Annotated in this window: 18 protein-coding genes and 5 pseudogenes; 11 read left to right on the forward strand and 12 right to left on the reverse strand. The window is 67.1% G+C overall.

Annotated elements, in window-relative coordinates; genetic code table 11:
• The first annotated feature begins 117 nt into the window (after positions 1 to 117).
• From ppsA to HUN07_RS13765, 3 genes are read left to right on the forward strand one after another with little or no spacing between them, the layout of a single operon-like run.
• Positions 118 to 2,433: a phosphoenolpyruvate synthase gene (gene ppsA, locus HUN07_RS13755; protein ID WP_174910304.1), complete on the forward strand. Its 2,316-nt coding sequence runs from the start codon at positions 118 to 120 to the stop codon at positions 2,431 to 2,433.
• A 3-nt stretch (positions 2,434 to 2,436) separates the two neighbouring features.
• Positions 2,437 to 2,862 (forward strand): CBS domain-containing protein, encoded by a 426-nt coding sequence (locus HUN07_RS13760; protein WP_174910306.1) that lies wholly within the window; start codon positions 2,437 to 2,439, stop codon positions 2,860 to 2,862.
• Complete coding sequence (locus HUN07_RS13765; protein ID WP_217487126.1) at positions 2,859 to 3,791, forward strand: universal stress protein; 933 nt, start codon at positions 2,859 to 2,861, stop codon at positions 3,789 to 3,791. The genes HUN07_RS13760 and HUN07_RS13765 overlap by 4 nt, the downstream gene beginning before the upstream one ends.
• On the opposite strand, the gene HUN07_RS13770 is transcribed toward HUN07_RS13765, so the two are convergent.
• The 4 genes and pseudogenes from HUN07_RS13770 to HUN07_RS13785 form a co-directional block, all read right to left on the reverse strand.
• Positions 3,775 to 4,197: an Hsp20/alpha crystallin family protein gene (locus tag HUN07_RS13770; protein WP_114722467.1), complete on the reverse strand. Its 423-nt coding sequence runs from the start codon at positions 4,195 to 4,197 to the stop codon at positions 3,775 to 3,777. The two genes, HUN07_RS13765 and HUN07_RS13770, sit on opposite strands and share 17 nt — an antisense overlap.
• A 109-nt stretch (positions 4,198 to 4,306) precedes the next feature.
• Positions 4,307 to 5,239, reverse strand: coding sequence for a universal stress protein (locus tag HUN07_RS13775; protein ID WP_174910308.1), 933 nt, complete (start codon positions 5,237 to 5,239; stop codon positions 4,307 to 4,309).
• Between the two features lie 79 nt (positions 5,240 to 5,318).
• Positions 5,319 to 6,953 carry a GAF domain-containing sensor histidine kinase gene (locus HUN07_RS13780; RefSeq protein ID WP_174910310.1) on the reverse strand — a complete coding sequence of 545 codons (1,635 nt, stop codon included), beginning with the start codon at positions 6,951 to 6,953 and terminating at the stop codon, positions 5,319 to 5,321.
• 375 nt (positions 6,954 to 7,328) lie between these two features.
• Positions 7,329 to 7,529: pseudogene (locus HUN07_RS13785) on the reverse strand (SDR family NAD(P)-dependent oxidoreductase); the annotation flags it as partial.
• Positions 7,530 to 7,988: 459 nt separating this feature from the next.
• On the opposite strand from HUN07_RS13785, the gene HUN07_RS13790 reads away from it, so the two are divergent.
• Positions 7,989 to 8,840 (forward strand): ABC transporter ATP-binding protein, encoded by an 852-nt coding sequence (locus tag HUN07_RS13790; RefSeq protein WP_174910312.1) that lies wholly within the window; start codon positions 7,989 to 7,991, stop codon positions 8,838 to 8,840.
• Complete coding sequence (locus tag HUN07_RS13795) at positions 8,837 to 11,161, forward strand: ABC transporter permease (protein WP_174910314.1); 2,325 nt, start codon at positions 8,837 to 8,839, stop codon at positions 11,159 to 11,161. The genes HUN07_RS13790 and HUN07_RS13795 overlap by 4 nt, the downstream gene beginning before the upstream one ends.
• Positions 11,162 to 11,379: 218 nt before the next feature.
• Here the strand turns inward: HUN07_RS13795 and aspS are convergent.
• Positions 11,380 to 12,254 (reverse strand): annotated as a pseudogene (gene aspS / locus HUN07_RS26950) (aspartate--tRNA(Asn) ligase).
• 185 nt (positions 12,255 to 12,439) lie between these two features.
• Between aspS and HUN07_RS13805 the strand changes: the two are divergent.
• On the forward strand, positions 12,440 to 12,595 hold the full coding sequence (locus HUN07_RS13805) for a hypothetical protein (protein WP_174907154.1): 156 nt from the start codon (positions 12,440 to 12,442) through the stop codon (positions 12,593 to 12,595).
• Positions 12,596 to 12,723: 128 nt separating this feature from the next.
• Here HUN07_RS13805 and HUN07_RS13810 read toward each other — a convergent pair whose 3' ends face one another.
• The gene (locus HUN07_RS13810; protein ID WP_174910316.1) at positions 12,724 to 13,050 is read right to left on the reverse strand and encodes a hypothetical protein; all 327 of its coding nucleotides are present in this window, start codon (positions 13,048 to 13,050) and stop codon (positions 12,724 to 12,726) included.
• Between the two features lie 243 nt (positions 13,051 to 13,293).
• On the opposite strand from HUN07_RS13810, the gene HUN07_RS13815 reads away from it, so the two are divergent.
• Positions 13,294 to 14,259, forward strand: a complete 966-nt coding sequence (locus tag HUN07_RS13815; RefSeq protein WP_174907568.1) for an IS481 family transposase — start codon at positions 13,294 to 13,296, stop codon at positions 14,257 to 14,259.
• Positions 14,260 to 14,331: 72 nt separating this feature from the next.
• On the opposite strand, the pseudogene HUN07_RS27600 reads toward HUN07_RS13815, so the two are convergent.
• Positions 14,332 to 14,487 (reverse strand): annotated as a pseudogene (locus HUN07_RS27600) (WhiB family transcriptional regulator); the annotation flags it as partial.
• 121 nt (positions 14,488 to 14,608) lie between these two features.
• Positions 14,609 to 15,150, reverse strand: a pseudogene (locus HUN07_RS13825) (HNH endonuclease).
• A gap of 347 nt (positions 15,151 to 15,497) precedes the next feature.
• Here HUN07_RS13825 and HUN07_RS27455 point away from each other — a divergent pair.
• The 4 genes and pseudogenes from HUN07_RS27455 to HUN07_RS26640 form a co-directional block, all read left to right on the forward strand.
• A pseudogene (locus tag HUN07_RS27455) lies at positions 15,498 to 15,686 on the forward strand (hypothetical protein); the annotation flags it as partial.
• 72 nt (positions 15,687 to 15,758) lie between these two features.
• Positions 15,759 to 16,088: a helix-turn-helix domain-containing protein gene (locus HUN07_RS26630; RefSeq protein ID WP_217487127.1), complete on the forward strand. Its 330-nt coding sequence runs from the start codon at positions 15,759 to 15,761 to the stop codon at positions 16,086 to 16,088.
• Entirely contained in the window at positions 16,085 to 16,546 is a 462-nt protein-coding gene (locus HUN07_RS26635; RefSeq protein WP_217487128.1) for an IS3 family transposase, read from the forward strand. The genes HUN07_RS26630 and HUN07_RS26635 overlap by 4 nt, the downstream gene beginning before the upstream one ends.
• 54 nt (positions 16,547 to 16,600) lie before the next feature.
• On the forward strand, positions 16,601 to 16,939 hold the full coding sequence (locus HUN07_RS26640) for a transposase (protein ID WP_368077051.1): 339 nt from the start codon (positions 16,601 to 16,603) through the stop codon (positions 16,937 to 16,939).
• A 156-nt stretch (positions 16,940 to 17,095) separates the two neighbouring features.
• Here the strand turns inward: HUN07_RS26640 and HUN07_RS13835 are convergent, their stop codons facing one another.
• The 4 genes from HUN07_RS13835 to mihF all read right to left on the reverse strand — a co-directional run bounded on the left by HUN07_RS13835 (position 17,096) and on the right by mihF (position 20,481).
• Positions 17,096 to 17,716, reverse strand: a complete 621-nt coding sequence (locus HUN07_RS13835; protein ID WP_254622502.1) for a hypothetical protein — start codon at positions 17,714 to 17,716, stop codon at positions 17,096 to 17,098.
• A 440-nt stretch (positions 17,717 to 18,156) separates the two neighbouring features.
• Positions 18,157 to 18,765: a hypothetical protein gene (locus HUN07_RS13840; protein ID WP_174910318.1), complete on the reverse strand. Its 609-nt coding sequence runs from the start codon at positions 18,763 to 18,765 to the stop codon at positions 18,157 to 18,159.
• 134 nt (positions 18,766 to 18,899) lie between these two features.
• On the reverse strand, positions 18,900 to 19,484 hold the full coding sequence (locus tag HUN07_RS13845; protein WP_254622503.1) for a hypothetical protein: 585 nt from the start codon (positions 19,482 to 19,484) through the stop codon (positions 18,900 to 18,902).
• Positions 19,485 to 20,169: 685 nt separating this feature from the next.
• Positions 20,170 to 20,481, reverse strand: a complete 312-nt coding sequence (gene mihF, locus HUN07_RS13850) for an integration host factor, actinobacterial type (RefSeq protein WP_174910322.1) — start codon at positions 20,479 to 20,481, stop codon at positions 20,170 to 20,172.
• Between the last annotated feature and the right edge of the window lie 49 nt (positions 20,482 to 20,530).

Raw genomic sequence — 20,530 nt, forward strand, 5'->3', positions numbered from 1 at the left:
ACCGCGCGGGGCCAGGCACGTCCGATGACCTTGGGCCCTGTCGAGCACACCCGGCCAGGTGTTTGCTGAAGAGCAGACGGTGACCGACCACCGCGTCCCGACCGAGGAGCTCGGACCATGACCGCTCAGCCTGCCCGGACACAACAGCGCTGGACCGCGTCCATCGACCGACTCGGTCTCGCGGACGCACCGTCGGTCGGCGGCAAGGCCGCCAACCTCGGCGAACTCACCCGCAACCACTTCCCGGTGCCGCCGGGCTTCGCGGTTCCCGAGTACGCGTACCTCGCGGCGATGGACGCGGCCGGTATCCGCGCCGACCTCGCCGCGCGCGGCGTCGCATCCCGCACCGCCGACGACGCCCGGATCACCCGCGCCGCCGAGGAACTGCAGCGCCTCGTCCGGGACGTCGTTCTCCCGGAGAACATGCAGGACCAGATCCAGCGGGCGTACCGGGACCTCGGCGACGACGTGTCGGTCGCGGTGCGCTCCTCCGCGCCCGCCGAGGACGCCGCCGACACCTCGTTCGCCGGAATCCACGAGAGCTACACCGACGTCGTCGGCGTCGACGCCCTGATCGACGCGCTCCGCAAGTGCTGGGCGTCGCTGTGGTCCCCACGGGCACTGACCTATCGGATTCTGCGCAAGTACGACGACGAGCCGTCGATCGCGGTCGTGGTGCAGCGCATGGTCCGCTCCGATCGCTCCGGCGTCGCGTTCACCGCAGACCCCCGCACCGGCGCGCGGGACCGGATCGTCATCGAGTCGGCCCTCGGCCTCGGCGAGGTGATCGTCGGCGGACAGGTCGAACCCGACACCTACGTGGTCGCGAAGGACGGCTTCACCGTCCTCGACCGACACCTCGGCACCCAAGCCTTCGCGATCGAACCCTCCGACACCGGCGACCGCCGCGTCGAACTCTCGACCGATGACGCCACCGGCCAGGTGCTCGCCGACACCCAGGTGGTGCAGGTCGCGAAGCTGGCCGCGTCGGTGGAAGCCCACTACGGCAAACCGCAGGACCTCGAGTTCGCGTTCGAGGGACCACAACTGTGGCTCGTGCAGACCCGCCCGATCACCACCCTCGGCGACAGCGGGCAGTCCGCACCCGCGGCACGAACAGCGGACCGGGCAACCCCACTGGCACACGGACTCGGCGCCGGCCCCGGCACCGCCACGGGAACCGCCCGGGTCCTCACCGAACTCGCCGACGCGGCCCGCCTCGCCGACGGCGACATCCTCGTCGCACCCATGACCCGCCCCGACTGGTTGCCGGTCCTGCGCCGCGCCGCAGCGATCGTCACCGACGGCGGGGGAGTGACCTGTCATGCCGCGATCGTCGGCCGCGAACTCGGCCGTCCCGTCGTCGTCGGAACCCACGACGCGACCACCACGATCGCCGACGGCACCCTCGTCACCGTTGACGGGGATCGCGGCACCGTCCACGCCGGCGCGCGCCCTGCGACCACGGAGCCCGAACCCGGCCGCACAGCCGAACCGGTGCGCGCGGCCCCCGCGGCTACGACGGCCACTGCCGTGTACGTCAACCTCGCCACACCCGACGCCGCCGAGCGCGTCGCCGCGACCGACGTCGACGGGGTGGGGCTGCTGCGCGCCGAGTTCATGATCACCGGAGCGCTCGGCGGCGCCCACCCCGCGGCGATGATCGCCGACGGGCGGCGCCAGGAGTACATCGACGAGATGGCCGCCGGGGTCGAACACATCGCCGCGGCCTTCGCGCCCCGCCCCGTCGTCTACCGGGCGGTGGACCTGCGCTCCAACGAATTCGCCGAACTCGAGGGCGGCGACGTCGAACCCGACGAGGACAACCCGATGATCGGATACCGCGGCTGCTTCCGGTACGTCCGCGAACCGGAACTGTTCGCACTCGACCTCGACGTGCTGCACCGGGTCCGGCGGCACCTACCGAACGTGCACCTGATGATCCCGTTCGTGCGGACCCGTTGGGAACTCGCCCGCTGCCTCGCCCAACTCGACGCCCATCCGCTCGGCACCGACCACGGCATGCTCCGCTGGATCATGGCCGAGGTGCCGTCCGTCGCGTACTGGATTCCCGCGTACGCCCGGCTCGGGATCCACGGCGTCTCCATCGGCAGCAACGACCTGACCCAGCTGATGCTCGGCGTCGACCGGGACTCCGAGATCTGCAAGGACCTGTTCGACACGATGGACCCGGCCGTCCTCGACGCCATCGACCGCATCATCGACACCGCCCGCCGCGCCGGCCTGACCACGTCGCTGTGCGGACAGGCCGTCTCCACCGATCCGCGACTCGCCGAGCATCTCGTGCGGCGCGGCATCACCTCCGTCTCGGTCACCGCCGACTCGGCGGCACACACCCGTCACGTGATCGCGTCCGCCGAACAGCGCGTCCTGCTCGAACACGCCCGCGGGCCCTCCCGCGGGGAGGCCTGACCGATGCGCGCCGGCGACATCATGACCAGCCGGATCGTCGTCGTCGGCGAGCACTCCACGCTCGCGCAGGCGGTGCGACTGCTGGCCGGCACCCCGGACACCTCGCTGCCGGTCGTCGACGCCTCCGGGCACCTCGTCGGCCTCGTCACCGCCACCGATGTGCTCGAACGGATCCGGAACCTTCTCGAATCGTCCGACATCGGGGAGGCCGTCGGAGGTAGCGTCACCGATGCAATGGCCACACCCGTCCTCGCCATGACCGCCGACACCGATATCGAGCACGTCGCAGCCGCCCTCGGCGAACCCGGCACCTGCGCGGTGCCCGTCGTCCGCGGGTTCACGCCGATCGGGATGATCACCCGCCTCGAACTGGTGCGGGCGCTCGCACACCGCGAGACCGGGCCCGCACCACCGAGGAGAACCCCATGACCAACGGCCTGCCGAACGGCCCGATCGTCGTCGGTGTCGACGGCTCGCCCACCTCGCGTGACGCCGTTCGCTGGGCGGCGCACGAGGCCGACGCCCACGGTGCGCCCCTGCTCCTCGTGTCGAGTGTCAGCCCCGGCGGCATCGGTATGTCGTCGCCGTTCACCGACGACCTCCGGATCTCCGGTGAGCGGGCCGTCGAGGACGCGGTGGCGCTCGCGGCCGCCGAGATCCCCGGCGGCACCGTCGACACCCGCACCGAGTTGTCGCAGTCCACCCCCGTCAACGCGCTGCTCGAGCACTCACGGACCGCGCGCACCATCGTCCTCGGGACCCGCGGGTTGGGGGAGTTCACCGGCGGGCTCGTCGGATCCGTCACCTCGGCGCTCGTGCGGCACGCCCACTGCCCGGTCGCGGTGATCCCGGGATGGCCCCACCCCGGTGAGCCCCCGGTGGACGGCCCCGTCCTCGTCGGGGTCGACGGCACTGCCGCCAGTGAACCGGCGGTCGCCGCCGCGTTCGAGGAAGCCTCGCTGCACGGTGCGGAACTGGTGGCGGTACACGCGTGGTCAGACCGCGACCTGTCGATCGGCTCCCCGTTCGATCCGTCCGCCGGCACCAGCCGTCTCCCGTGGCTGACCACCGAGGCCGCCGAGCGGGCCGTGCTCGCGGAAAGCCTGGCCGGGTGGCAGGAAAAGTACCCGGACGTGGCCGTCCGTCCGATCGTCGTGCAGGACCGGCCCGTACGCAATCTCCTGATGCGCGGAAACGGTGCCCGGCTGATCGTCGTCGGAAACCGCGGGCGGGGCGGCTTCGAGAGCATGACACTCGGATCCACCAGCACCGCGCTGCTGCACACCGTGACGTGTCCGCTGTTGGTCGTCCGCTCCGCCCCCGGCGATCGGTCGCCCGGGGTCAGTCGACCGGCTTGACCTGGATCTGCTTGGCACCCGACGTCTTCGCCGTCAGCCCCACCGTCACCTCGAGGATGCCCTTCGAGTAACTCGCGTCCACCTTCTCCTCGTCGGCACCGGCAGGCAACGCCACCGTGCGACTGAAGGATCCGTAGCTGAACTCGGACCGACCGCCCTCGGACTTCTCCTCGGACCGTTCCGCTTCGATCGTCAGTTGACCGTCGGCGACACTGACCTTGATGTCATTCTCCGGATCCAACCCCGGAAGCTCGGCCCGCAGAATGTAGCGGTCGTTCTCGACCCGATCCTCGACACGAATCAGATTGCCGCCGAACGGCGGTCGGAACCCTGTCACCGGGAAGGCGTCGAACAGTTCGGACAGGTCCGGAAACACCGAACGGCGCCGGGCCGGAACACTGGACATGATCACTCCTCGCTGTCGTGGAGACCGCGCAATCGGTCGCCACTCCATTCGACTCCGTTCGGTGCGAGGAAGGCAGGGTCCTATGTCACCGAGGTGGTGCCTCGCAGCGTTACCGAGGTGAGACCCGGCAGATCATGATCGGACAACTCGCGTGATGGAGCAGGTTCTGGCTCGTCGACCCGAGCACGACACCGGTGAGCCGGCTCCGCCCCCGGCTACCGACCACCACCAACTGGGCCTGCTCGGAGTGTTCGAGCAGCAGCTTCCCCGGACTGCGTCGCTCGAGGTGACTGACGACCTCCACCTCGGGATGGTCGGTCGCGAACCCCGCCAGCGACTCGGACAGGACCGCTCGTTCCTCGGCCGCCACCCGCGGCCAGTCCACCAACCGAAACGCGCTGTAGCGATCTATCGGCCGGTCCGGGCCCCACGCGTGCACCGCCACGAGCGGAACCCCGAACAGGGCAGCGAACGCGAACGCGGCGCGGACCGCGCGGGTGCTCGCCTCGCTCCCGTCCACGCCCACCACCACCGGGCGGGCGTCCCCGCGTCCGGTGCGCCCGCCCCGGCACACCACGACGGGGCACCGTGCATGGTTCGCGACACGCTGCCCCGTCGAACCGACGAGCGCCGCACCGATCGTGCCCGCCCCGGTGGCTCCCAGCACGAGAAGCTCGGCCTCGTCCGCGACGTCGAGCAGCGCCGCCGACGGCGGCCCCGGATAGATCCCGGTCGTGAACTCGACGCCGGGATGAACGGCGCCGAGTTCCTGCCGGGCACGCGCCAACACGCGGTGGGCCGCCTCGTCCAACTGCTCGGTGAACTGGGCCTGGATGAGCACCGCGGCCTCACTCAGGTAGACCCCGGGAGTCGGCAGCACGTGTGCGACGTGCAGTGGCATCCGTCGCCGCCGCGCGACGCCCGCCGCCCAGTGCAACGCGTCGAACGCCGCCTCGGATTCGTCGACGCCGACCACGATCGCACCCCGGCCGGCGTCGTCCGTCGTGTCCTCACCCGCGTCGGAATCCGTGCCCGTGTCCATGCCGACCTCCACGTCGCCGAGGAACTGCCCGTGCAGCGGACTCTTCCACTACTGGCCCTCGGCCGCCACGGTCACCCGCTCACCGCGGCAACGGCGCCGACCAGCGGACCCGCGTGCCGACGCCCACAGTCGAATCGAACCGAAACTCCCCGTCCACCTCGTCCGCCCGCGCGGCGAGATTGACCAGGCCGCTCGGATCCGGGGGATCGGCGACACCACGGCCGTCGTCCCCGACCTCCACCGACAGTCGGTCCCCGCCCCGCACGTCGACGGAGATCCGGTCGGCCCCCGAATGCCGGACCGCGTTGCTCACCGCCTCCCGGACCACGGCTTCGGCATGATCGGCCAACACCGGGCCGACCGTGTCGAGGCCTCCGCCGATGTGCACCTCCGTACCGATGCGACTCTCCGTGGTCAGATCGGCCACCGCCCGGCGCAACCGGGCAGGCAACGACTCGGCCGCCGCATCGCCGCCGTGGAGGTCGAAGATAGCGGTCCGGATGTCGCCGACGGTGGCCTGCAGTTCGTCGATGGTCGCGTCGAGACGTGAACGCGCCGCGGGGGAGTCGATCAACCTGAGCGTGCCGTGCAGAGACAGCCCCGCCGCGAAAAGGCGCTGGATCACGTGGTCGTGCAGGTCCCGTGCAATCCGGTCACGATCGGCCAGCAACGACAGCTCCTGCTGTTCACGTTGTGCGGCGGCCAGTCGCATCGCCAGGGCCGCCTGATCCGCGAACGACGTCATCAGCGCCAACTGGTCCGCATCGAACGACGAACGTCCCCGACGCCGCAGCGTCACCAGAACGCCGACGACAAGGTCGGACGCCCGCAACGGCACGATCAACGTGGGACCGAAATCCCTTACCGCGCTGCCGAATGCGTCGTACTCGAGATGGTCGGTACTGTTCGGCGTCCGGGTCCGGAAGGCCGCGCCGGAACTGGACCGGCCCACCGGGATCCGTTGGCCGACGGCCCTCGTCGACTCGGGACCCGACGCCACGGTGATCACGAGGTAGTCCACATCGTCCGCCGGTAGATCCGGATCGGACGGCACCGCCACGAAACTCTGGTCGGCATCGGTCAGTTCACGCGCACGATCGGCCACCACCTGCACCGCATACGCGGGATCGCCGCCGGCGAGCAACTCGGTGCTGACGTCCCGCAGCGCCTCGAGCCGACTGCGTCTCGACTCGGACTGCTCGTAAAGCCTCGCGTTGTCGATCGCGATGCCGGCCGCCGACGCCAATGCCCGCACGGTGTTCTCGTCGTCCTCGGTGAAGCAGGCCCGATCCCGCTTCTCGGTCAGGTACAGATTCCCGAACACAGTTCCGCGCACCCGGATCGGTACACCCAGGTAGGTGCGCATCCGAGGATGACCGGGCGGGAACCCCACCGCGGACGGATGCCGCTCGACGTCGTCGAGGCGCAGTACCGCCTGCTCCTCGAATCCCAGGCCGAGAACGCCGCGGCCCTGGGGGAGTTCACCGATAGCGGTGACGGTCGCCGGGTCGATCCCACGGTGGATGAACTGCGCCAAGCGGGTCTGTCCACATTCTCGGACACCGAGCGCCCCGTATCGAGCACCGGTCAGCCGCATGCCCGACTCGACCACGCGGCCCAAGGTGTCGTCGAGATCCAGTCCGGTCGTGACATCGAGTATCGCGTGCACGAGCTTCTCGAGCTGATCTCGTGTCCGGCATGCATCGAGGCTCAACTCGTGTTGCCCGAGTTGAGTACCAGCGCCCGGGTCTGCACCCGGACTCGCACGGCGAGACACACCGCCATTGTCCCATGAGCGCGCGGTCCGGGCCGTGACCTCGAACGATTCGGACAACCAGCGTCATTCGCGTGGTACGCGGGAACCGATCATTACGCCACTGTGACGAATAGACGGGTGGGAGCCCCGGGGAGGGGGAGAGCGCCCGGGGGGCCGACGCAGCAGGTGTGGTCGTCAGTCCACCGCAGGCTGGCACTGCAGCTGCCTTCCCGGGGAACCGCCACCGGCGACCCAACTCCACACCGACGTTATGGCCTCGTACAGCTCGATCCTGCACACGGAGACCGTCGACGTGGCGGTGTCCTACGACTGGAGAGTGCCGAGCAGCGGAGTTTTGAACAGGCCCGGGGCGATCGTGTTCACCCGGATCTGAAGCGACGCCAGATCTCGCGCGATCGGCAGCGTGGCACCGACTATCCCGCCTTTGGATGCCGAGTATGCGGCCTGCCCGATCTGACCCTCGAACGCCGCGACAGATTCGGTGTTGACGATGACACCGCGCTCGCCGTCGACCCACTGCCAGCTGGATGGAAGGAGAAGGCGCCGAGATCCGAACTCCGCAGGCACCGAACGTTCGAGTCGAGCGGGCACCGGCGCACTCGGCCGGACCGACTGCACCGTCCATTTGCCGAGCGCGGTGACAGCTCTGCCAACTGTGGTGGCGATTTGCCGACCAGCGTGGCGATTCACATCCGGGTGAATCGCCACCGTAGTTGCCATTTCTCGGAGTTCTGACCTGCGGAGTGACAACTGAGATGACGACCGTGCGGCGCCTTTATGGCCAATGTAGTTGGCAATTTGTTCAGGCTGCCCGGACGCGGCAGCGGTTCGCGACGTGCGAGTGATACCAACAGCCCGGCAAGTAAGGTCACCAGACTCGGTCACACGTGCCGGCCGGGTACGCAGGACGCCGACTAGCGCTTGATGGTGATGCCCTGGTCATCGATCTGCGCGGCGCAGTCTTCCTGTCTCATGTTTGCGGTCATTACGCGAGCCCAACGAGCTTCCACAAAAGCCGGACGGCCGGTATGGTCGGTGGTTGCGGTTTACGCCCTCGTGATCCGAACGCATGTTGTTGGGCTAGTGGGTGTCTCGGGCTTCGTTGCCAATAGCGAGCTTGAAATCAATGAAGCGGGGGTGGGGAACATCAAGCGGTTGATGCTCTGCAACGTGTCCAAGCAGTACGATCCGGTGGGCCCGTTGGTCCTCGACGGTGTCAATGCGAATTTCGATGTGTCCCGGCTGTACTGCGTGCTCGGTGCGTCCGGCAGCGGTAAGACCACGTTTCTCGAGTGCGCGTCGGGGTTGGCTCAACCGTCCTCGGGCAGTGTGCGGCTCGCCGGCATCGACCTGACGCTCCTGCCGGACCGGAAGCTCGCCAAGCTCCGCAGATCGGAGGTCGGGTTCGTCTTCCAACAGCACTCGCTGATCGAGTCGCTGCCGGTGATCGAGAACGTCCTTCTGCCGGCTCGACTGTCGGGTGCGCCGATGCGGGAGATTACCGCCAGAGCGCAGGATCTACTGGGGAGCGTCGGCCTCGGAGACCTCTCCTCGCGGCTGCCGGGTGAACTTTCGGGCGGCCAGAAGCAGCGCGTCGGGATCGCGCGGGCGCTGGTGATGCGTCCGTCCGTGGTGTTCGCCGACGAGCCGACCTCGGCGTTGGATGACCACAGTGCGGCCGAGGTGATGGCGCTCCTACGCGACTTGTGCGTCGTTCATCAGGCGACCGTGATCGTGGTGACCCACGATCCACGGGCGGCCCGAGCCGCGGACGATGTGCTGGAACTGGTCGACGGCGAGTTGACTGCCCGAGCGCAGCTATGACCGGCGCGTCGATCATCGGTCAGTCACTGCGGCGCAACGATTCCGCGGCCTGGCGGGCGGTCGCGTTCGTCGTCTTCACGACCGCGTTCGTGTGTTCGGCCCTCGGGGCGTTGCTCGGACTGTTCGCGTCCACGAAGCCGAGCACCGATGGAGCCTTTCGTGCCGACACCGCGGCCTTGGTGTCGACTCCTTCGTCGTCGTGCTCGGCAGCAGAGGTCGAGACTCGGCTGCAGAACGTGGACTCCGCGCTTCGCGCGACACCGATCACGATTCGCCGCGCGACCGTCGATGGGGTTCCCACGTTGCTGGTCGGCCGCTCGCTCACCGAGACGATGACCGTCGAAGCACAGCCACACACGGCGGACGTGCGGCGCGTCGAGGGGTTGGCGTATTCGGCCGACACCGAGGTTGCTCGCAGCGACCTTCTCGCGGCCGTAGTCGTCGACGATGACGTTCTTCAACGAATCGCCGGGAGCGACCGCGCGGCTGCGATCGCGGTGGCAGGGGCAGGCTCGGCGGCTGCGGACACCGCAGGTGTGGCCGCGGGCTGTGGTTGGTTGGCATCGAACATGGACGCGGTGGCGCGCGACCTGGGGATTGTCGAGACACCTGATCTCGCAGGGGCATTGGAGGCAGTTTCGACGATCACGGGGTTCGTCGTACTCCTCGCTGTGGTTGTGTTGTCATCGCTGATGGCGCTCGTGACCGTGCACATGCTGCCGGCGTTGGCGGTGGTGCGCGCCGTCGGCGCCAGCCGGGTGCAGACGGTTCGGCTGCACCTGCAGACGTTTCTGGGTGCCGCCGTGATTCCGACCATCGTTGGTCTCGTGTGCGGCGTCCCGGCGAGTTGGGGCCTGCTCACGTTCTTGCATCGCACCGGAGTCGTCGACCCGCGCGTGACGTGGCGTCTCGGATTCGGGCTGTTGGCCGGGGTGCTGTTGTCGGGACTGGCGGTGCTCGCGGTTGCGGTCCTGTCCGGCAGCGTCTCGATGCGTCGGGTCTGGAAGTGTGCGCCGTCGGATGCGTTGCGGCCTCCTCGCCGGCAACGCTCCTCGCGGACGAAGGGGCGACTCATCGGCGGGCTGCTTCTGATCGCGGCCAGCGCGACGATGATCGTGCCGATGGTTCTGTTGGACCGTGTGTCCGGGGCCATGATCGGGTTCTCGATGGTGATGTTGCTCGCGCCCATCGCAGCGTTGCTCGCGCCGTGGATCGTGGTGCCGCTGGCCAGCCTGATGGGCGCCGGATGGGCGGTTGTCGATCGTCGGCTGGGCAGACTCGTTGCCGCCGACATCAAGTTTTACGACGGGTTCATCGTCTCGGTGGGTACACCGGTCCTGGTTGCCGTAGCCCTTGTCTCGACCTTGTTCGGGTTGCAGCCGACCCTCGGCGCGGCATACGAGTATCAGGCGAGCGAAAGCACCGTGGGCGTGGAGGCGTCGGGAGAGCCCGCCACCGAGTTCGGGGATGCGCTCATTCGTGAGCAGATCCCCGGCGCTGACACCCCAGACGACGCCGATTGGACGGTGGTGGGCGTGCCCTCCGCCATGCTCGCAAGTGGTCTGCTCGATCCCGGCTACACCACCGGGGCCGCGATGGGCCTCGAGGCCGATGAGTTCGCAGCGTCGACGTCTCTGGCAGGCAAACGTGGTTGGAACGTGGGCCAGCGGTACCCCGTCCCGCTACCGGACGGGTCGACACAGACGTTGACGATGCGGTTCACCTACGACCGGGACCTGATCTTCGGCCAGATGCTGATGCCGAACACGACGGTCGCCGCGGCCAGCTATGCGCCGTATTCGGCCGCGCGCCTCGTCACCGGTGCCAACAACGCCGGAAGCACGGCATCGCTTGGCGGCTTGAGCGCTCAGGGGCGGGTCGAGGTTGATCCCAGCTCCGCACTGGTCATTGCGGTCCTCGTGGTCTACTGCGCCGCTGCGCTGTCCGGATCCATCGTCCTTGGTGTCTATGGCCGCAAGAGCGCGCTGCACGCACTGCGTAGGCAGGGCACGACACGTGCGCAGCGGACGACGCGGTTGATCGTCGAAGTTGCTGCGGGGGTCGCCGCAGCTGCCGTGATCGCGATCCTTGCCAGCCTGCTGACGCTCTTCCCCACAGCGGCGCTCGGAGCGGGTGTGGCCACACTGCGGCTCAGTGGCTGGACCTGGGTGGTCAGCGTGGGCGCCGTCGTGGTCGCAGCCGCAGCTGCGGTGATCGGCTATCGCTCCGTCGAACCAGTGAGGTTCCCCCGGACCAGTGGACGCCGAGACAGCAAGATCGCCCACCCAACCGAGGGCATATCACCAACTCGCGCACCGTAGGGTCGTTCACGGGTGGACACGGAGTCGGGGCAGCATCTCGAATGATCGATTGGACTCGCACGAGTTTGCCCGAAAATAGTGGTGCCATCAGGCGTCGTCCGTTCCGTCTTGCGTGGGTATCGCCGGGTATGTCGAAGAATGATGTCTTGCGTCAAGTAGTTGGCACCGTGTCGAGCTTGGGGCGGTGCGGGCAAGTCCCGCCCGCACCGCCGGTGCTGTCAGGGTTGGACGCGGTGGATGTCCCGGGGGAACAGGGTGGCGTAGCGGATGTTGTCGGCTTCGAGTAGTCGTGAGACAAGTCGCTCGAGGCCGATGGCGAAGCCGCCGTGTGGGGGCATTCCGTGTGACATTGCTTCCAGGTAGGAGGAGTAGTTCGCGGGATCCTCGCCCCTGTTTTCGAGTGCTGAGACGTAGTCGGAGTGGTTGTGCAGACGCTGTCCGCCCGTGACGAGTTCGCGTCCGCGGAAGAGCAGATCGAACGAGTTGGTCCAACGGGGGTCGTCGGGTTGCGGGTGGGTGTAGAACGGCCGCTTCGCGGACGGGTAGCCCTCCACTGCAAGGAAATCCGAGTCGAACTCCGCCTTGGCCCACTTCCCCAGGGTGCGCTCATGCTCCGGCGACAGGTCAGGTTCACCCAGGGGGGGGCTCCGACAAGTTCGAGCGCGTCGGTGAAGTGCAGGACCGGCATTTGCTCGGGGACCGCCGGCAAGTCCATGCTCAGAGCATCCACGTCGTCGCCAGCGGTGTCGCCGATGTGGTCGATGACGGCAGCGAGCGTGTCCCGTAGTAACGCGAGGACATCGCGGTGATCGTCGATGAAACCGAATTCGACGTCGAGGGAGATGTACTCCGCCAGGTGCCGGGCTGTGTCGTGTGGCTCCGCCCGAAAGACCGGTCCGATCTCGTAGACGCGTTCGAACACCCCGACGAGCATCTGCTTGTAGAGCTGGGGTCACTGCGCGAGGTAGGCGGGCGAGCCGAAGTAGTCGACCGTGAAGACGTTGGCTCCGGACTCCGAAGACTGGTCGACAATCTTGGGGGTCGTGACTTCGGTGAAGCCTGCCTCGTCGAGGTGCTTGCGGAATCCGGCCATGGCGGCCGCTGCGATCTTCCACACGGCCTGGCGTGTGGGGTGGCGCCAGGTCAGTCCGGCAGGTTCGCGACTTCGTCACGGATCGCAGGGTCGGTCACCACGACCTGCGCGAAACCGGAACAGTCTCGGACGACGACAAAAGTCACGGTCGCGAGCCGATCGCGCGCGGGTTGACCGTGGACGAGATGGTCGAACGCTCGAGCGTGTCCCGAGAGGTGTACACCGCAATCGAGAACCTCGCGCACTCCGTCGACATTCGCGAGTTGAGTGCTCTGGCACCCGTCCTCGGGCTCACCGCCGCGGAGGTGCTCGATTCAGTGCAGGCTGCCGGGCTCGAGTAAGGAGCCACCTGGCGCTGCTTCTGATGCCCGATAGCCGCTGACGCTCGCGGGGATGGCCCGATCCACTGAGACCTCCGAAGCGCGGATACGGAGGGTTAGCTGCGCGGGCGATCGGCCGACACTGACGGCTACAGCCTGCGGGGGTGACCGAATTTGGTTGCCGCGACGGTGAGTGCAATTGCGCTGCCAAGACCGATCCATAGGAGCCCGGCGATCGGGTAGTAGAGCAGCCGCAGCGCGAACCGGAGTTGGATCAGGATGAAGGGCGCCAGCGCGAGCGCGCGCAGCGTCGGGAGTCTGTCTGCGCGGTACAGGACTTCGGCTAGTAGACACACGACTGTGAGGACGGCGAAGAACGGTAGGTTGATCCACTTGAAAGCGTTCTCCCAGTACGTCTCGCCAGATTCCCAGCTCATTCGTTCGGATGCGTAGTAGCCCATGACAACCCCGGCCACCCAGTAGAGGGTGGGCCCTGAGGCGACACGCACAGAAAGGCGCTGTCTGCGTTCGTCGTCGGCAGTGCCGGATGCTCGGTCGGGGCTACCCATGGCTGGACCGTAGTCGACACGCGTACGCAACCAGCACGCGCCTAGCTGTACCCGGTCAGGACGTTGGTAGCGGGCGTGTCGGCTTGATGTGAAGAGAACCTCCGAGTGGGGTGTGGCTTGTCTAAGGCCCACATCCGCTCGGAGGTTCTCGTGTCCCACCGTAATGCCCGAACCACATATCTCGGCAGATTGCTCATCGTCGAGCGCTACCGAGATGGCTGGCCGAAAGCGCATATCGCCAGCGCAATGGGGATATCCCGGAAGTGCGTGTCGACGTGGGTGGCCCGCTACGAGACCGAGGGCGAAGCCGGGTTACACGATCGGTCCTCCCGCCCGCACACCATGCCGACCCGAACCGCAGCCGAAGTCGAGACCCGGATCGTCGAGCTCCGTGTGCGTGAGCGACGCGGGCCGGACTGGCTCGCAGCAGAACTCGGGGTGCCGGCCCGCACAGTCTCCCGAGTCCTACGGCGCCACCAGGTGCCACACCTGGCGGACTTGGACCCGATGACCGGTCAGGTGATCCGCTCGTCGAAAACCACCGCCGTGCGCTACGAACGTGAGCGGCCCGGCGAACTGGTGCACATGGACGTCAAAAAGCTCGGCAGAATCCCCGACGGTGGCGGATGGCGCGCACACGGACGAGCCGCCGGATCGACAGCCCGCGACCGCAGCACCCGGACCGGATTCGACTACGTCCACTCGCTCGTCGATGACCACTCCCGACTCGCCTACTCGGAGATCCTCCCAGACGAAAAGGGCTCCACCTGTTCGGGTTTCCTGACCCGTGCGATCGACTACTTCGCGGACCGCGGCATCACGAGAATCGAGCGGTTGATGACCGACAACGCCTGGGCCTACCGATGGTCCCTACGCGCAGTCTGCGCCGAACACGGGATCAAGCAGAAGTTCATCAGACCGCACTGCCCGTGGCAGAACGGCAAGGTCGAACGCCTCAACCGGACCCTGCAAACCGAGTGGGCCTACCGTCAGGTCTTCACCAGCAACAGCGAACGCGCCCACGCACTTGCACCCTGGCTCGAGTACTACAACACTCGACGACGCCACAGCGCACTCGGAGGACTCCCACCGATCAGCCGACTGCAACCAACCTGATGGCCAGGTACACCTAGCGGGGTGAACCTGGAGCACCTGGTTCACCCCGCGGTTGGCGAGCCGTTGCGTCAGCTACCGCGCGATGCGGCCACGCCGGTACTCGCGCCCGCCCCACACACCGGACTGGCGGGTGGCGGCCGCGTAGGCGCCGCACGCCGCCGCGATGGGGCAGCGGGCGCAGACGCGGGCGGCATAGTCGAAGTCCTCGCTCGGGTCCGGGAACCATCGGTCGGGGTGGCGGTCGCCTCAGCAGGCGGCGACGTCCCAGTCGGTGGTGTCGTCGGTGGCCGGCAGCAGGTGAGCGAGGGTCATCATGGTGGTCATAGGTAGTGCCTCCTTTCAAGGCGATTCACGGGGTGGGGGCCAGGTCGCGCCAGATCGCGCGCTGGCGCTTGAGGTCGGCTCGGGGTGCCCGGGGGATCCACAGCAGCGGCATGCCGGCCTCCTCCGGTGTGCGGTCGGCCTTGACCTGGTTGCAGGGGGCGCAGGCGGCGACGAGATTGCGTACGACTCGTCTCCGCCTCGACTTTTGGGGAACACGTGGTCGACGGTGTCCGCGCCCTTGCGGCCGCAGTACGCGCACCGGTAGTGGTCGCGCGCCAGGATCGCGGGGAACGTGGCCCGGGTGTCGTCGTCGACGATCGGCCGGGGCGGGGTGTGGACGTACTCGAGCAGTTGGATCGTGCGGGGGAGCGGGATCGCGACGTGCTGGGAGCGCACCACGAACCGCGGCGTGTGCTCGACGAGCGTGACAGCGAGTTCTTCGGCGACCAGCACCACCGCGCGTGCGGCGGGTACGACGTCGAACTCTTCGTACGTCGCGTTGAGCACGCGTACGCGGGTGTTCATCCAGGTGATCGCGGTGATCGCGGTGGGGGATGTGCGGGCCATGACAATCGACAACCTGCGTTCTCTCGCAGGGGGAGTGGCGGGTTCTCGAGGTGTGCGTGGCCCGTGCCGACCAGGGTCGGCCAACAGGTCACCGGAAGGTGAGTGTCGTCTCGGGGGCGAACACGCCCCGAGAAGAGGGGCGTCAGAGGACGCGGAATCCAGCTGCAGTGCCGGGGTTTTCGGAAATCCGGACCAGGCGCTGAATCAGCCGGTGCTGCATGCACTGCGAGTACATGTTGGTGTACATCCGACTGCTCCTTCCTGATCGTTGACTGACTTCCGGCTGTCCAGTGTGCCACGACTCGAGGCACATTCCGAGGATTTGTTGCAGATCGCCAGCGCAAGCCATGGCGCGGCAGCGACGAAATGAGAAGGGGCCTGCGAGCATTGAACTGCTCCCCGGAAGTTGGACTGAGAAATTCAGTTCCGACTTCCGGGGAGCAGTTTTGGGGCCGACGAGTTCACTGTCCGAGGACCAGCGGGTCACAGCGGTAGCGTTGTTCGAGTCAGGTTGGGCCGGTCAGGCGGTCGCGAGGATGTTGGGTGCGAGCCACTCGGCGATCGATCGCTTGTATGACCGGTGGCGGGTTCGAGGCAGAGGAGCGCTGGTGGCCAAGCGTCCGGACAGACGGTCGTACTCGTTCGAGTTCAAACTCGAGGTAGTGCGCCGGTTCCTTGCGGGCGAGACGAAAGTCGCCTTGGCGAGGGAGTTCGACCTGTCCTCGCCGAAACTGATCGAGACGTGGGCGCGCACGTACCGCAACGAAGGCGAGGACGGGCTGCGTCCGAGACAGCTGGGTCGTCCTCCGAAGCCGGCGGGTGCCGAGCCGGGTGAGGTCAGCGAGCTCGAACAGCTGCGCCGGGAGAACGAGGTGCTGCGGGCGCAGGTCGCCTACCTGGGAAAATTGCGGGCTTTGAGGGCGCAGCAACGACGGTGAGGGTCGATGCCGTCGTCTCCCTCAAGGCCGAGCACCGTCTCGATGTGTTCCTCGACGTGGCCGGGCTGGCCCGGTCGACGTTCTTCTACCAGCAGGCGCGCCGGCACGCCCCGGACCCGAACGCCGAGCTGAAGGCCGCGATCACCGACGCGTTCGAACACTGCCGCGGCCGCTACGGGCACCGCCGCATCCACCAGGTGCTGGTCGGGGCCGGCTGGCGGGTGGCGAAGAAGACCGTGCTCGCGTTGATGCGCACACTCGGCCTGGTCTGCAGGGTCCGCCGCAAGCGCCGATACACCTCCTACCAGGGTCGGGTCGGGGCGGTCGCGGCGAATCTGCTCGAACGTGATTTCACCGCCGACGCCCCGAACCGCAAGTGGGTCACTGATGTGACCGAGTTCGGGGTCGGTGACCGGAAGCTGTATCTGTCGCCGATTATGGATCTGTTCGACCGCTAGATCATCGCCTACTCGCTCGGGCCGTCACCGAGTCTGGAGCTGACCAACAGCTCCCTGCGATCGGCCCTCGCGACCGTCGACGACGGGAAGAACCTGCTGGTGCACTCCGATCAGGGATTCCAATATCAGCACTCGTCGTGGCGGCAGCTACTCGCCGATGCCGGTGCGACACAATCGATGTCCCGCAAGGCGAACTGTTACGACAACGCGGTGATGGAGAACTTCTTCGGCCACCTCAAAGAAGAACTCTTCCACCACACCCGATACCTCGACATCGACGCCCTGGCCACCGCCCTGGACGACTACATCCACTGGTACAACACCGAACGGATCTCGACAAAGCTCGAGGGCCTGAGCCCGGTGCAATATCGGGCCCAGGCCCTCGCCGCCTAGGCTTTCACTTAGCCAGTCCAACAATCGGGGACCAGTTCAAATTTTTGCTCGCAGGCCCCTTCCTGCTGCGGAGGCTAGCCGAGTCGTTCGGGGGGTCCGGCGCCTTGACGGTTCTCGCGCGGTCCCCTGCAGGATCCCGTCAGGGCAATCGTGCTTCTATTGGCGGGGTGTGACCTCGAATCCAGCTACGTTGTAGACGTCGCTGGTGGTGGCCAGGGAATTGTGTCCGCTCGCCGACGGGGTGCTGGCGCGCAGGTTCACCGCCCAGTTGAGCGATCCCAGGGGGCCGCAGCCGGTCGCTGCGGGCACCGCGAATGTGGTGTCGGTGTGCGGTACCGCCCGGAACACGGCTCCTGGGGTGCCGCCGCCGATCGGTTCGGACGGCGGGTTCCCGGTGGTCTTGAGGTTGAGGGTGATCGGGTTGGATTCCGATCCGAGGTAGCACTTGTTGCCGAGGAGTGGGTTCTCGAGCTTGAGCCGCACCGGCATGGACACGGCGGCGTCCAGTACGTCGACGGACGGCATGCCGACGGCTTCGACTGTCGATTGAATCTGGGTGAGGTTCAGCGGCGTGTCGATGCCGAGTGCACCGCCGGGCACGGTGATGGGGGTTGATGTGACACCGAAGTTGGTGCCGGGCTCCGGGATGAAGACATCCTTCCAGTCGTTTCCGTCCTCGACGTAGGTCACGCCGCCCGCGATCTTGAGGCTGCCGTCGGGGACCGGTACTTTCAGTCCGCCGATCTGCATTTCGCCGCCGCGGACGACGACGGTCACGCAGGTGCCGATGTCGTCACCGGCGACCGGGCATTTTCCCCACCCGTCGAAGGTGAGGGGTTCTGACGCTGGGTTACCGGAGGAGCCGAGTGAGCTGGTGCTGAGGCTGCCCAGTGAGCCGGAGACCGGGGTGCCCGATGACCCCGAACTGCTCGAGTTCCCGGACCCTCCCGACGACTCCGAACCGCTGGAGCTGCCCGAGCTTCCCTCCGATCCCGAACTTGCGGCTGACCCTCCGTCTTGCGCGGAGGCGATTCCACCCCCGAGGACCGCGAGGGTTGCGGCGATTGCCGCGACGGGGAGGGCCTTGGATCTGATCTTGCGAATGGTCATGTCATTCCTGGATTACTTGTAGGGGTGTGCGTCGAATACCTATGGTGGAACCGAGGTTTGGCGGGCCTTCCACGCGACAGGCCCGCCGAACGTTCACGCGTCGATGCCTACATGATGGTGACGCCGGGGAAGAACAGGGCACCGTCCATGGTCGCCGTGCCCGGACCAGCGGCGGGGCAGAATGTCGTACCGCCATTGGACGTGAAGTTGATCGGGCCCGCACCCGTCGCCGTCGCCTTGTAGGCGGGGCCGTTGGAGTACGGGAGCGGCGGCGTGGTCGTCGCGTTGACCGTGATCGAACACGCGCCCGAGGTGACCACGACCCCACCGTTCGGGATCGTGATCGTCCCCTTCGGCGAGCCGGAATCGTTGTTCCCGTTCAGGGTCCATGCGCCGGACGTCGCGACCGTTGCCGGGCGGCCTTGCAGGGAGCAGCCGCTCAACCCGACGGACGCGATGTTCACATTGACGCCGCCGGTGCCCGTGTTCGTGTTTCCGGGCGAGGTGGGGATGGTACCGGTACCCGTGACGCTGGTGCATCGCAGCACGACCCCGCCGGTGGTCGTGAAGACCATGGGAACGTTCACGTTGGGGGTGACGCTGGTGTCGACGTTGGTCGCAGTGACGGTGCCGCCAGCGGGCGTGATGGTGGTGGCCGCGGAAGCGAGCCCGGTGAATGCGAGTGCGAAAGCGGCAGTGGACGCAGCGACTGCCATGGAGCGAGAGACGAAACGGGACGAAGTCATGGTCTTCCCCTTCATGTTTCTGTCAGACAGTTGATGTGTTTCATCCGGCAGCCCACGTGAGTGGAACTGCCTTCAATGGCGTGCCGACCGGGACGGCCGTCCGGCTACGCCACCATCCAGGCCGCGGCCGTGTAGATGTCACTGAGCGTGGTCAGTGAGTTCTTCCCGGCTGCAGAGGGAGTGTCGGCCCGAAGATTGACGACCCAGTTCAAGCTGCCCAGGAAACCGCAGCCGCTGGCCGCCGGAACTGAGAAGCTGTTGTCGGTATGCGCGACGTTCGGGAACACCGCGCCGGGGACGGAGCCGATCGGCTGAGACGGCGGATTTCCCGAGGTCGTGAGATTGAAGGTGATCGGCTTGCTGGCCGAGCCGATGTAGCAGTTGTCGCCGAGGAGCGAGTTGGACAGCTTCATGCGGACAGGCAGGCTGACCTTGGCGTCGAGGACGTCAACGGAGGGCAGCCCGACGGCCTCGACCTGCGCTTTGACCTGTGTCGCGCCGAGCGGAGTGTCGACTCCGAAGACACCACCAGGGATGGTGATGGGTGTCGACAGCACGCCGTAGTTCGTTCCTGCTTGTGGGACGAACACATCCTTGAAGTCGCCGCTGGGCAGCAGCTCGTACTTGACGCCGCCCGCGATCTTGAGGCTGCCGTCAGGGATCGGGACGGATAGGCTGCCGATGTTCATCTCGCCTCCGCGAGTGACGATCGTCGCGCAGGTACCGACGTCGGGATCTGCGGTTGGACAGGACGACCAGCCGTCGAAGGTTAGGGGCGTCAATGACGGCCCAGTACCTCCCGTCCCCGTGGAACCTGTTCCGGCCGACGCTATCCCACCGCTGGCGAATGTCACCGCGGCAGCAAGGGCGACAGCCGCACCTGCCCGCAAAACTGAGCGTGATGACCTGCTTTTCATTGCATTTCCTCCACGAAGTGGGGCGTGTAGCAAGGACTGGTCACATCTGCACGTGCCGTAGATCACATTCTGGTCGACATCGCGTACGCTATCCGATCTCGTAACTCACCGTCACAGGAATCCGCAAAATCGGATACTGGGTATCTTTTTGGCTGGCGCGGGAGGCGAGACCGGCACTCGGTGCGATGAAGTTCTTATCTGACGGGCGGATTGCGATGTCGTGCAACGTTTCCGGATCGGGGCGCGTGGCGTCGAACAGTGCAGCCTTGTCGTCTGCAGAGCTGACGGCCGAACTGGCGGGTGCACGTCAGGGGCACGAGCGAGGAGTTGTAGCTGTTCGGACCGAATCCGGTGCGGTGCAGTACCTTCCGGAGGGCTCGTCTCGTGAGAGGTCCGATCGTGATGCACGAAGGGCCTGCGAGCAATTTTGCTCGCAGGCCCCCTTCAGGCTGTCGGGTCAGCTGAGCCGTTCGAGGAGTCCGGCGCGCTGGTTCGCACCCAGGCCACCCATCCGGCGGGTCTCGGAGATGCCGAGGTCGGTGATGATCTCGAGGGCGGTGGCCTTCCCGATCTTCGGCAGCGATTCGAGGATGTAGAAGACCTTGGCGCGGCTTACGGTCTCGTCGGTGCCAGCGCGGCCGAGGACCTCAGCGAAGGTTGCCTTGCCGGTCTTGAGTTCCTCGCGCAGCGCGGCTCGTGCGCGGCGGGAGGCGACGGCCTTCTCGAGCGCCAGGGCGCGCTGTTCGGGGGTGAGGGTGGGCAGTGCCATGTATCCGTCCTTCGTGGGAATGTCTCGCCTGGTCAGCGTCGTGTGCGAC

Origin of the sequence: Rhodococcus sp. W8901 (genome assembly GCF_013348805.1) — a bacterium.
GTDB lineage: Bacteria > Actinomycetota > Actinomycetes > Mycobacteriales > Mycobacteriaceae > Prescottella.

Excerpts from the sequence above, each read along its gene's own strand:
- ppsA (WP_174910304.1), top strand. The coding sequence starts at position 118 with ATGACCGCTCAGCCTGCCCGGACACAACAGCGCTGGACCGCGTCCATC.
- HUN07_RS13760 (WP_174910306.1), top strand. The coding sequence starts at position 2,437 with ATGCGCGCCGGCGACATCATGACCAGCCGGATCGTCGTCGTCGGCGAG.
- HUN07_RS13765 (WP_217487126.1), top strand. The coding sequence starts at position 2,859 with ATGACCAACGGCCTGCCGAACGGCCCGATCGTCGTCGGTGTCGACGGC.
- HUN07_RS13770 (WP_114722467.1), bottom strand. The coding sequence starts at position 4,197 with ATGTCCAGTGTTCCGGCCCGGCGCCGTTCGGTGTTTCCGGACCTGTCC.
- HUN07_RS13775 (WP_174910308.1), bottom strand. The coding sequence starts at position 5,239 with ATGGACACGGGCACGGATTCCGACGCGGGTGAGGACACGACGGACGAC.
- HUN07_RS13790 (WP_174910312.1), top strand. The coding sequence starts at position 7,989 with ATGTTTGCGGTCATTACGCGAGCCCAACGAGCTTCCACAAAAGCCGGA.
- HUN07_RS13795 (WP_174910314.1), top strand. The coding sequence starts at position 8,837 with ATGACCGGCGCGTCGATCATCGGTCAGTCACTGCGGCGCAACGATTCC.
- HUN07_RS13805 (WP_174907154.1), top strand. The coding sequence starts at position 12,440 with ATGGTCGAACGCTCGAGCGTGTCCCGAGAGGTGTACACCGCAATCGAG.
- HUN07_RS13840 (WP_174910318.1), bottom strand. The coding sequence starts at position 18,765 with ATGGCAGTCGCTGCGTCCACTGCCGCTTTCGCACTCGCATTCACCGGG.
- HUN07_RS13845 (WP_254622503.1), bottom strand. The coding sequence starts at position 19,484 with ATGAACATCGGCAGCCTATCCGTCCCGATCCCTGACGGCAGCCTCAAG.
- mihF (WP_174910322.1), bottom strand. The coding sequence starts at position 20,481 with ATGGCACTGCCCACCCTCACCCCCGAACAGCGCGCCCTGGCGCTCGAG.